This is a genomic window from Streptomyces anandii JCM 4720 (genome assembly GCF_014650655.1).
Lineage (GTDB): Bacteria > Actinomycetota > Actinomycetes > Streptomycetales > Streptomycetaceae > Streptomyces > Streptomyces anandii.
This window is the reverse complement of record NZ_BMVJ01000036.1, coordinates 10,227-21,289: the sequence shown is the minus strand read 5'-3', so window position 1 is coordinate 21,289 and position 11,063 is coordinate 10,227. Positions and strand designations below refer to the sequence as shown.

The 11,063-nt window shown below is 72.6% G+C and carries 12 protein-coding genes and 1 tRNA gene; 10 read left to right on the top strand and 3 right to left on the bottom strand.

The window, feature by feature from the left end:
- Nucleotides 1–111: 111 nt before the first annotated feature.
- From IE249_RS33950 to IE249_RS33900, 10 genes are all read left to right on the top strand, one after another.
- Nucleotides 112–1,146 (top strand): conjugal transfer protein, encoded by a 1,035-nt coding sequence (locus tag IE249_RS33950; RefSeq protein ID WP_229859909.1) that lies wholly within the window; start codon nucleotides 112–114, stop codon nucleotides 1,144–1,146.
- Complete coding sequence (locus IE249_RS33945) at nucleotides 1,146–1,481, top strand: RRQRL motif-containing zinc-binding protein (protein ID WP_189711107.1); 336 nt, start codon at nucleotides 1,146–1,148, stop codon at nucleotides 1,479–1,481. Before IE249_RS33950 ends, IE249_RS33945 begins: the two co-directional genes overlap by 1 nt.
- Before the next feature lie 40 nt (nucleotides 1,482–1,521).
- Nucleotides 1,522–1,764: a hypothetical protein gene (locus IE249_RS33940; RefSeq protein WP_189711105.1), complete on the top strand. Its 243-nt coding sequence runs from the start codon at nucleotides 1,522–1,524 to the stop codon at nucleotides 1,762–1,764.
- 1 nt (nucleotide 1,765) lies between these two features.
- Nucleotides 1,766–2,083 carry a hypothetical protein gene (locus tag IE249_RS33935; RefSeq protein ID WP_189711103.1) on the top strand — a complete coding sequence of 106 codons (318 nt, stop codon included), beginning with the start codon at nucleotides 1,766–1,768 and terminating at the stop codon, nucleotides 2,081–2,083.
- Nucleotides 2,084–2,222: 139 nt separating this feature from the next.
- On the top strand, nucleotides 2,223–4,346 hold the full coding sequence (locus tag IE249_RS33930) for an ATP-binding protein (protein WP_189711101.1): 2,124 nt from the start codon (nucleotides 2,223–2,225) through the stop codon (nucleotides 4,344–4,346).
- 207 nt (nucleotides 4,347–4,553) lie between these two features.
- On the top strand, nucleotides 4,554–5,018 hold the full coding sequence (locus IE249_RS33925; protein ID WP_189711099.1) for a hypothetical protein: 465 nt from the start codon (nucleotides 4,554–4,556) through the stop codon (nucleotides 5,016–5,018).
- 86 nt (nucleotides 5,019–5,104) lie between these two features.
- The gene (locus tag IE249_RS33920; protein ID WP_189711097.1) at nucleotides 5,105–6,010 is read left to right on the top strand and encodes a bifunctional DNA primase/polymerase; all 906 of its coding nucleotides are present in this window, start codon (nucleotides 5,105–5,107) and stop codon (nucleotides 6,008–6,010) included.
- Between the two features lie 503 nt (nucleotides 6,011–6,513).
- Nucleotides 6,514–7,671, top strand: a complete 1,158-nt coding sequence (locus IE249_RS33910) for a DUF3631 domain-containing protein (RefSeq protein ID WP_189711145.1) — start codon at nucleotides 6,514–6,516, stop codon at nucleotides 7,669–7,671.
- Between the two features lie 180 nt (nucleotides 7,672–7,851).
- Nucleotides 7,852–8,070 (top strand): helix-turn-helix domain-containing protein, encoded by a 219-nt coding sequence (locus tag IE249_RS33905; RefSeq protein WP_189711095.1) that lies wholly within the window; start codon nucleotides 7,852–7,854, stop codon nucleotides 8,068–8,070.
- An 80-nt stretch (nucleotides 8,071–8,150) separates the two neighbouring features.
- Entirely contained in the window at nucleotides 8,151–9,428 is a 1,278-nt protein-coding gene (locus tag IE249_RS33900) for a tyrosine-type recombinase/integrase (protein WP_189711093.1), read from the top strand.
- Nucleotides 9,429–9,493: 65 nt separating this feature from the next.
- On the opposite strand, the gene IE249_RS33895 is transcribed toward IE249_RS33900, so the two are convergent.
- From IE249_RS33895 to IE249_RS33885, 3 genes are all read right to left on the bottom strand, one after another.
- Nucleotides 9,494–9,578 (bottom strand) — tRNA-Ser (locus IE249_RS33895).
- 78 nt (nucleotides 9,579–9,656) lie between these two features.
- Complete coding sequence (gene tadA / locus IE249_RS33890; protein ID WP_229859908.1) at nucleotides 9,657–10,088, bottom strand: tRNA adenosine(34) deaminase TadA; 432 nt, start codon at nucleotides 10,086–10,088, stop codon at nucleotides 9,657–9,659.
- 116 nt (nucleotides 10,089–10,204) lie between these two features.
- Nucleotides 10,205–10,747: a tRNA adenosine deaminase-associated protein gene (locus IE249_RS33885; RefSeq protein WP_189711089.1), complete on the bottom strand. Its 543-nt coding sequence runs from the start codon at nucleotides 10,745–10,747 to the stop codon at nucleotides 10,205–10,207.
- Between the last annotated feature and the right edge of the window lie 316 nt (nucleotides 10,748–11,063).

The window sequence follows — 11,063 nt, the reverse complement described above, 5'->3', positions numbered from 1 at the left end:
GGCCAACCGCAGCGCCGGCGTGAACCAGCCGGGCGGTGCAGCGTGAGCGCCGCACCCGGCACGAGGTTGAGCACGGCGCAGAAGGTGGTGCTGTCGGCCGCGTTCGTGCCGATGGTCGCCACCGGGGCGGCCGGCGGGGTGGGGACGTTCAGCAACATCTCGCGCGCCTACGGGCAGGGGACCGCGTTGGGTGCGGTCGCGGCCGGTGAGGGCGCAACCGCCGTTCTGGCGCTGGTCCTGCTCGGGCTGACCATGCTGGGCCAGTCCTCGCCCCTGCCGGTGCGGCTCGGGCTGTGGGCCCTGCCGGCCGCCGCGTCGGTGATGGCCGCCACGGCGGCCACCGATCCGGGCCGTACCGTCATCTACGCCGTGACCCCCATGGGCATGTGCGTCTCCGCCGAGGGCATGGCGTTCCTCGCCCGGCGCATCGTCGTCCACACGGACGGCCGCGATGCCGAGGGGGAGCGCCGGGCGGCGGCCGTCGTGCAGGCGCTCGCCTATCACCGGGCGCGCGCCGCCAACCACCCCGACAGCAAGATTCGCAAGCGGTCGGATCGGAAGTCGTGGCGGCTGGCCCGCAGGGTCGGCGTCGGGGACGCCTCGCTCGGATCGATGCTGCTGGACGTGCAGCGCGAGCGGGTGACGACCGGAGCGGACGCGGCCCTTGCCGCAATGTTCTCCACTCCCGCCCTGACCGCGAATGCGGAGGAATCAACCCAGGTCGACAGGAAACGGTCTACGGCTGAGCTGCCCGAATCGGCCCCGCCGCCGGTCACCGTGTCGGTGGTGGTGCCCGATCCGGTGCCGGTCGACCTGGGCAAGTCAGCGGCGGCCCTCAAGCCGCTGGCGCAGATCGCCCCCGCCCCGGTCACCCCGATCGCCCGGGGTTCGGTGGCGGCTGAGTCGACCCGACCGCGCCGGACGACCTACCGGGTCCCCGAGGCGGCAAAGTCGACCCGGCCCAAGCGGACCCCGGATCAGTTGCTCACCGAGGCGCGCACGGTGACGGCCGGCTGGCCGGACGCGAAGGTGACGGCCGAGGGCATCCGCCGCGCGCTGCACACCTCGCCCGCGAACGCGCGCATTCTCCGGGACACGATCCTGGCCGACCGAGCCACCACGGCCACGGCGGCTGAGGCGGTGTGATGGGGGCGCTGCCGGTGTTCCGGTGGCGTCTGGCCCCGGACGGTTACGCCACCCGCCGCCAACTGCGGGCGCGCGGGCTGCGTCCGGGTGGTCAGCCGGTGGCCGCGCAGCTCGAACGGCCGCGCCGCCGCAGACCTCCGCTGGTGGCCTACCTCTACCGCGTCGACCTGGCCAAGCCGGTGCGTCCGATGACGCCGGCGAGGTGGGCGGCCCTGGACCGGGCGAACGCGGCCCGCCGCACGTGTCCGCGGTGTGGGCGGGATGCCGGATACGTCATCCCGCCCACGCTCGGCACCTGCGTGCCCTGCGCCTTCCCCGACCGCGCCGCCGCCTGAACCCTCCCTCTCTTCTCTTCTCTCCGACCTGGAGTCTGTTGTGACCAGCGACAACACCGCCTCGTGCGAGGTGACCCGCGACTGGTTCGGCTGGGTGAGCGTGCCCGGCCGGGGCCGGGCGTGGGTGTCCGGGCACGTGAGCGTGCCCGCGTGCACGCCGCGTGCGGAGGTCTACCGGCTGATCGGCGTGTGGCTGCGTGAGCGCGGCTGCGCGGTGCCGGCCGACCTGTCCCGCGCGATCACCCTGCTCCCCGCCACCGTCGACACCCGGAAGGGGGTCTGAGATGGGTAAGGCCGACACCCGCCGCCTGGACCGGGCGATCCGGGAGACCAACCGCAAGTTGGACGCGGTCCGCGAACGCGAGATGTGGCCGCTGAGCGGCCCGGAGCGGCGCGCGATCCTCGCGGCCATGGCGGGCGGCTCCTACCGGATCGTGCGGGGCCGCAGCACCGGCAACGCCGACCGCCGCCTGGAGTCCGCGTGGACCAGTGCCGAGACGCGGCTGATCGCGGAGATCACCGCCCTGCACACCGAGCGGCAGCGCATCGTCCACGAGGCGGCCACCGCGAAGGCCGCGAAGAAGTCGTCCGGCTGGTGGTGAGCGCGCCCGCGGGCGCCTCTCCCGCCGCCTGACCCGCATGTCTCGACTGCCCGGGGTGGCCGTTGCCTGCCACGGACCCGGCCACCCCGGCACTCTCCCAACTCCCGCCCGTGTAAGGGCAGTCAGGAGCACGTTCAGCATGACCGAGAACGTCGTCCACCTGCACAAGAACACCACCCCGGCCCCCCGCGAGGCGGCCGTGACCACCCTGACCGTGGTCCCCGACCCCACCCCGGCCGCGCCCGCGTCGCCGGTGCCGTTGTGGGTGCGCTCCGGGCGCGCGATCCGTACGGCCGTCACGCACGAGAACACCAAGACGGCCGCCCGCGCCGCCGCCCGGCACAGCCTGTACGTGGCCGGCGGGGCCCGGATCGTCGCCAAGCGCACGTGGGACGGCCGCACCGCCGCCCGCTATGAGCGGATGCTGCGGGCGGCGGAGGCGGCGGGGAACTTCGAGGCGGCGGCGGAGTGGGAGGAGCGCGGGCAGCGCTACCGCGAGGCCCGCCACCGCCGCCGCATGGACCTGCTGCACTCCCCGCTGGACGCGGCCAAGGGCGCGGCCGTGAGCGCCGGGATGGGCATCGGCGGCCTGGTCGTGCTCGGCATCGTCATGGCGGTGGCCACCAAGGACGCCAGCGAGGTCGTCACGCCGTTGATGGCGGTCATCCGCTTCATCAACCTGATGATCACGATCGTGCAAGTGGTGTGGGGCCCCGCGATCGCCATCGGCCCGTTTCTCGCCCTGCTCGCCCTGTGGTCGGTCGGCGCCCACCAGAAAGCCGCACCCCAGTGGGCGCTCCCGGCCGCTGTCCGCAACGGTGACGGTGAGCCCATCACCCCGTCGATCGTGGTCAAGGCGCTGCGCGACCTTGGAGTGCCGGCACTGCGCAACGCCATCAAGGAGATGGGGGATGCCGGCGCGTCCATGCTCGGGCCGATCCGGATTGCCGGATGCGGCGTCGAGGTCGACGTCACGCTTCCCTCCGGGGTCTCCACGGTCGAGGTGCAGAACCGGCGCCGGAAGCTCGCGGAGAACCTGACCCGGCATGAGCACGAGGTGTTCATCACGATCCCGCAGGCGGCCCGCACGGTCCGGCTGTGGATTGCCGACTCCGGGGCGCTGGACGAGCCGATCGGCCCCTCGCCGCTGGTCACCGACGAGACGATGACCGCCGACTACGCCAAGGGCCGCGCCCCGTGGGGTCAGGATCTGCGCGGCGACGCGGCGAGCCTGTCGCTGTATCAGCGGCATCTGCTCATCACGGGGTTGTCGAACCAGGGCAAGACGGCCGCGCTGCGGGCGTTGGCCCTGTGGCTCGCCCTGGACAAGTCGGTTGAGTTCCGTGTGGCCGACCTCAAGGGCGCGGGTGACTGGGCCATGTTCGACGGGCTGGCCACGGTGCTGATCCAGGGGCCGACCGATGACCACGTGATCGAGGCGACCGAGATGGTCGAGGGCGGCGTGTACGAGATGGAGCGCCGCTTGCAGGCACCGCCCGGCACGGTGTTCCCGCCGCTGATCCTGCTGGTGGACGAGGCGCAGGTGGCGTTCATGTGCCCGCTGGTCGACGCCGACAAGCGCCCGTATGGCGGCTCCAAGGCCACGAGCCGGTACTTCATGGCCGCGCGGAAGATCCACAATCAGGGGCGTGCGGTGAACGTGCTGCTGTGGCAGGGCACGCAGGACCCCACCGACCAGAACCTTCCCAAGCTGGTCCGCGAGGGCGCCCACACCCGCGCCTCCCTCGCGCTGGGCACCGAGTCGCAGGCCCGCATGGCGCTGGGGGACAAGGCCGTGGACGGCGGGGCCGCGCCGAACCTGCTGCGTCCGGGGCTGGACAAGGGCACGGTCGTGGTCGCCTCGGACGGCATCGCCATTCCGGCCGGCCAGTCCTCCATCACGGTGCGCACGCACTACATCGACACCGACACCGCGACCGAGGTCGCGGAGCGGGCCAAGCGGCTGCGGGACGGCGTGACCACGCTGCACGTCATCGAGCGCGGTGAGGACCGTGACCCGCTCGCGGACATCGCCGGCGTGCTCGGCACCACGGCGCGCGTGCTCACCGCGGACGTGCTCAAGCGGCTCACGGCGCTCAACGCCGACGCCTACGGCGACTGGACGCCCGGCGACCTCAAGCGCGTGTTGGAGGCGGCCGGGGCGGAGCCGTACAAGTCCGATGGCCGCATGGTCGTCGGCCGCGACCGCGTGCTGCGCGCCCTCGCCAACCGCGACACCGAGGGTTCCGCTTCCGCCGACTGACGGCAGGGAGCCAACCTGTCACGGGTCAGGGAGGAAGGGAGAACTCCCTGACCGCCTCCCTGACCCGCCTCCCTGGCCCTGACCTGCACAAATGATCATTCAAGGAGGCAGGGAGGCACCCCAGGTCAACCCCCCGAAACCCCCTCGCCAGCGCCCCCGGAAGGGGGTGCCTGCGCCTCCCTGAACCGACCCCGGAAGGGATTCCGCATGTATCCCGAGCGCACCGGCCACGCGCCTGCCGCGCGGGCCGTGGAAGTCCACCAGCCCACCCCGCTCCCGCCCGCCGTGCCGGTCGCGGCGCCGCTCGTGCCCGTCCAGCCGGGCAGCATCCCGGCCGTGGCGAGCATCGTCCTGCCGGACGGCCGGGTCGTCACCGGCTACGCCATCGAGCCCGCCCGGCCCGAGCCGGTCACCGCGAAGCCGGCCGTCTCCCGCGCGGCGGTGAACGTCGCGCTCGGGGGCGTCGGGTTCCTCGCGGTGTGCGGCGGCCTGCTGCTGCTCACCACGTTCATCACCGCCCTGACCGCGCTCATCACCCAGCTCATCACCCTGGCCGCTGTCATCTTCGGCGGATGGATCGCCGTGCAGGTCTTCAGCGCCAGCGGCCACCGCGACGGGACGACGGTCAACATCCGCAAGGCCATCTTCAAGCGCAACCACTTCCACGGCTAGCCACGCCAAGGGCGGCCCCCACTCCGCCAAGAACCGGGGCCGCCCTGACCTGCCAGCACCCATCCAAGGAACTGGAGACCTCCAGCATGACCCATACCCCCCGTCCAGCGCTGCTGTCCGCAGCGCTGGACGCCGCCGCCCGCGGCTGGCACGTCTTCCCCCTGCGGCCCGGCAGCAAGGTCCCCGCGCTGCACGGGGAGAAGACCTGCACCCGCACCGGGCCCTGCCAGGCCGGGCACGTGAAGTGGGAGCAGCGCGCCACGACCGACCCGGACCGCATCCGCACCGCGTGGTCGCGGGCGCCGTTCAACGTCGGTATCGCCACCGGCCCCTCCGGGCTGCTGGTCATCGACCTGGACACGCCCGAACACAAGGGCAGTACGGACGCGCCTGACGGCGCGGCGACCTTCGCAGCGCTCTGCGAGCGCGCCGGGCACGCCGTCCCCACCACGCACCGGACCCGGACCCCCAGCGGCGGACAACACCTGTACTTCACCGCCCCCCAGGGCACGCGGTACGCCAACACGGCCGGGACCGTGGCCGCTTCGGTCGACACCCGTGCGTGGGGCGGCTACGTCGTCGCCGCGGGCAGTATCACCCCGGCCGGACCGTACGAGGCGCTGTGCGGCTCTGTGGCGGTCCCTGTGCCGTCGTGGCTGCAAAGCATCCTGCGACCGGCTCCCAGGGCGTCTCACGCGCCCTCGGTGGCCGTAACGGGGCAATCCCGCAGGTATGCGGATGTAGCACTCGCCAGCGAGGCGCGGAACGTGGCTGCGGCTCAACACGGGCAGCGCGAGGCGACGTTGTTCCGCGCCGCGCGCGCCGTGGGGCGGTTCGTCGCGTGGGGCGACCTTCCCCGGCACGTGGTCGAGCAGGCTCTTCAGGAGGCAGGCGAGGCGGCCGGACTGTCCGCGTCCGAGTGCCGCTCCACCCTGCGCAGCGCGCTCAACTGGTCCATCGCCCACAACCCCGTCAGGCGGGATGCGGCATGAGCACACGCCCGCATCCCCGCCTGAAGAGCACCACCACCCCGGACGGGCCGCACGCCGCCGAACCGGCCCCGCCCCCGGCGGCCGTGGGCGAGCCGAAAGGCGCCGCCCGTAAGGGCGTCGTCACTGCTCTTTCCCGCTCGAACCGGTTCCCCGCCGGGGCGCACCCGGGTGCCGACCCCACGCCCGCGCGGCCCGGTATCCGCATCTACGCCCCACCGGTCTACCGCGACCACGAGGACGGGGCCCGCTGGTCCACGCGGCACGGCGACACCCCGACCGCCGCCTACGCCTGCCCGTGCGGACACACCCGCACCGCCCGCGGGCGGGAGGCGGTGGCCGTGCTGGTCACCGACTACGCCGCCCACACCGCCGGCTGCACCCGCGTGCGGACACACCCGCACCGCCCGCGGGCGGGAGGCGGTGGCCGTGCTGGTCACCGACTACGCCGCCCACACCGCCGGCTGCACCCGGACCCCCACCACGCCGGAACGGAGGAACGCCGCATGATCCCCACCATCGACGGGGCCGCGCTGCTGGACGAGGTGGAAGCCTTCCACCGTCGCTTCAACGTCTTCCCCACCGAGGCCGCGTTCGTGGCCGTCGCCCTGTGGGACGCCCACGCCCACCTGCTCGACTGCTTCGACTCCACCCCGCGCCTGGCGTTCCTGTCCCCGGAGCCGGGGTCGGGCAAGTCACGGGCACTGGAGATCGTGGAAACTCTCGTGCCGCATCCGATGGTCGCCGTCAACGCGTCCGCCGCCGCTCTGTTCCGGGCCGTGTCGGGGGCGGACGGTCGCCCGACGATCCTGTTCGACGAGATCGACACGATCTTCGGTCCCAAGGCGGGGGACAACGAGGAGTTGCGCGGGTTCCTGAACGCCGGACACCGCCGGTCGGGGGTCACGTACCGATGCATCGGAGACGGCGGTAATCAGACCGTGCAGGCGTTCCCGTCGTACTGCGCGGTCGCGGTCGCCGGTCTCGGTTCGCTGCCCGACACGATCCTGACCCGCTCGGTCGTCATCCGCATGCGCCGACGCGCCCGCAACGAACGCGTGGAAGCCTTCCGCGCCCGCATCCACGAGGCAGAGGGGCGCAAGCTCCGCGACCGGCTCGCCGCGTGGGCGGAGCAGGCACGCGCGTCCGTCGTGGGGGCATGGCCGGACATGCCGGACGGGGTGACCGACCGGCCGGCGGACGTGTGGGAACCCCTGCTCGCCGTCGCCGACGCGGCCGGCGGCGACTGGCCCCGCCGGGCCCGCGCGGCATGCCTGGCGCTGGTCAAGGCCGCGCAGACCACCGACAAACACAGCCTCGGTATCCGGCTGCTCACCGACCTGCGCGATCACGTCCTCATCGGCGTCGACCGGCTTCCGACCATCGCCATCATCGACCGGCTCAACGCCCTGGACGACGCCCCGTGGGCCGACCTGGACGGCAAGCCGCTCGACAACCGGCGCCTGTCGCGGATGCTCGGGGAGTACATGACGGCGGACAACGAGCCGATCCGGTCCCGCAACATCCGCACCGCCGGCGGAGTCCTCAAGGGCTTCCACGCCGCCGACCTCACCGACGCGTGGTCCCGCTACTGCCCGCCCCCGCAGGACTCCGCTACATCCGCTACGCCGCTACAGCCCAGCTCAGAGCCGGTGAATCTGTAGCGGCACCCGAGCGTGTAGCGGCTACGCCCGAACCACCGCCAAGCGCGCGTAGCCGCTACATGCCATCCCTCCGCTACAAAAACACCCCTGTTGACCTGCGGTGTAGCGCTGTAGCGGATGTAGCGGACTTCTGAGAAGGGGGCTGAGCACCCCGAACCGTCGCGTAGGAAGGTCACCCCGATGAGTACCGCCCTGCCGCCCACCGCCGATGACCCGACGCTGGTTCTCCTGACCGTCGAAGAGGCCGCCCGCCGGCTCCGTATCGGCCGCACCACCTGCTACCGGCTCATCCGTACCGGGGAGCTGGAGTCCATCCCGGTCGGTGGTCTGCGTCGCATCCCCGTCGACGCCCCGGCCGCGTACGTCGCGCGTTGCCGCGCCGCGCAGCGCGCCGCCTGAGCACATCACCACAGGGACGCCACCCCGGCGGGGTGGCGTCCCTGCCGTTTTCGTACACCCCAACCCGAAGGAGTCCGCCCGTGGCGGAAGAGAAGAAGCGCACTCGACAGCCCAACGGCCGCAGCTCCATCTACCTGGGCAAAGATGGCAAGTGGCACGGCCGCGTGACCGTCGGCATCCGCGACGACGGCAGGCCGGACCGCCGCCACGTCGAACGCAAGACCCGAGCGGAGGTGACGGCGGCCGTCCGCGAGCTGGAGAAGCAGCGCGACGGCGGGTCGGTACGCAAGGCGGGACGCGCCTGGACGGTGGGCGCGTGGCTGACCCACTGGGTCGAGACCATCGCTCCGCTCGCGGTGAACGAGAACACGATGGTCGGGTACGGCGTCGCCGTGCGGAAGCACCTCATTCCCGCGCTCGGCGCCCACCGTCTCGACAAGCTCGGACCCGAGCACATCGAGCGTTTCTACGGGCGGATGCAGGCGGACGGCCGCCGGGCCGGCACGATCCACCAGATCCACCGCACCTTCCGCACCGCGCTCAATGAGGCGGTCCGGCGAGGCCATCTCACCCGCAATCCGGTGCAGCTCGCCAAGGCACCACGGGTGAGCGAAGAGGAGATCGAGCCGTACACCGTTGAGGAGGTCAAACGGCTGCTGCGGGCTGCCGACGACCGCCGCAACTCCGCTCGGTGGGCCGTCGCGCTCGCTCTCGGGCTGCGCCAGGGTGAGGCGTTGGGGCTCAAGTGGACGGACGTGGACATGGAGCGGGGCGTTCTGATGGTCCGCCGTAGTCGACGCCGCCCGCGCTACGCCCACGGATGCGGCGACACCTGCGGCCGGAAGGCTGGGTACTGCCCCCAGCGCCAGCGCACCAACCCGGAGACGGCCGACACGAAGTCCCGAGCGGGCCGGCGGTCGGTCGGCCTGCCGGCGCAGCTTGTTGACCTGCTCCGGGCCCACCGGGTGAGGCAGGACGCCGAACGGGCGGCGGCGGGCGAGAAGTGGGCGGATGAGGGTTGGCTGTTCGCCACCCCTGACGGGCGCGGTACCCCGCCCCGCACCGACTACGACGACTGGAAGGAGCTGCTGGCCGACGCGAAGGTGAGGGACGGCCGCCTGCACGACGCCCGCCACACCGCCGCCACGGTGCTGCTGATCCTCGGAGTCTCCGAGCGCGCCGTCATGGGCCTCATGGGGTGGTCGACCACGGCCATGGCTGCGCGGTATCAGCACATGGTGGATACCGTTCGGGTGGACGTCGCCCGGCAGGTTGACGGGCTCATCTGGGAGCCGGGAGCCGAGGGTTCCGGCGACGATGACGACGGGGCGGCTGGGGTGCTCGCACCGGTCAACTGAGACGGAAACTGAGACGGAGATGCGCGAAGGGTCCGGCTCATCGAGCCGGACCCTTCATCTACCAGCGGTAGCGGAGGGATTTGAACCCTCGGTGACTTGCGCCACACTCGCTTTCGAGGCGAGCTCCTTCGGCCGCTCGGACACGCTACCGAGGGAGACCTTACAGCACGGGAGGGCGTGGTCAGAAATCCGTTTCGGGGCGACCGGCCCGCCGATCGCGCATCCTGTTCAGCGGGTCCGGAAGAACTCGGTGAGGAGGGTCGCGCACTCGTCGGCGAGCACGCCCTCGATCACCTCGGGACGGTGGTTGAGCCGCCGGTCCCGTACGACATCCCAGAGGGAGCCGGCGGCGCCCGCCTTCTCGTCCCGGGCGCCGTAGACCACGCGGTCCACGCGGGAGAGGACGGCCGCGCCCGCGCACATCGTGCACGGCTCCAGCGTGACCACCAGGGTGCAGCCGGACAGCCGCCACTGTCCGGTGTGCTCGGCGGCCCGCCGGATGGCGAGCACCTCGGCGTGCGCGGTCGGGTCGCCGGTGGCCTCCCGCTCGTTGTGCCCGGCGCCGAGCACGGTGGTGCCGTCACCGGCCAGCACGACGGCGCCCACGGGCACGTCGCCGCCCCGCACGGCCCGCCCCGCCTGCTCCAGCGCGAGCCGCATCGCCCCCCGCCAGGGGTCACGTACGGGGTCGGGCACGCCGGGGGCGTAGAGGGGCGCCGGGCGCGCGGGAGCCGCCCGGGACGGCTGCTCCGGTTCGTCCGGCGGGTGGGGCGGGGTCAGCGGACGGTCTCCAGCACCTCCGAGGCGCCCAGGGCCTCGGCGATCGCGCTCAGCGCGTCCTCCGCGTCCAGGGCGCGCAGCTCCTTGGCGCCGACACCCAGGTCGTCGAGGATCTCGCCGTCGCCCAGCGGGCCGTGCGTGATGGTCTCCGAGGAGGAGGGCGACTCCCCCTCCTCGTCGTCCCCGGCGGACGCGGGCTCGCCGTCCTCCGTGCCGTCGAGGTCCAGGGAGTCCAGGTCCGTGCCGTCGTCTCCGGGTTCCCGGCCGAGCAGTTCGTCGGTGAGCAGGATCTCGCCGTACGAACTGCGGGCAGCGGCGGCGGCGTCCGAGACGTAGATACGCGGGTCGTCCTCGCCGTCCACGCGGACGACGCCGAACCACGCGTCCTCCTGCTCGAGGAGGACGAGCACCGTGTCGTCGTCGGCCGAGGCCTCCCGGGCCAGGTCGGCCAGGTCGGCAAGCGTCTCCACATCGTCGAGCTCTGTGTCGCTCGCTTCCCACCCGTCTTCGGTGCGCGCGAGCAGTGCGGCGAAGTACACCGTGACTCTCCCACTGGTCTTAGGCGTGCCGGTTGGGGGTCCCCCCGGCGGAGGTTCTGGGCGGAGAGAGCTGGGCTCCGAGCCCCACCCACTCGGAATCGTGGCAGAAAGAAGGCGTTCAGGGGACGTCTTCGGCTCCCTGTGTCCGGCAGTTTTGATCGCAGGTCCGTAAAGGACTCACCAGCGCACTCGTTGCCGCCACCTGCGGATCGTACGCGGCTTTCCGACGGCGTCCACGCACACCCACCTCCACAACGTACGCGCGGAGTGTCGGTCTTCCCTCGTGGGGACCCCGTCCCGGCCCGGGGTCGGGGCC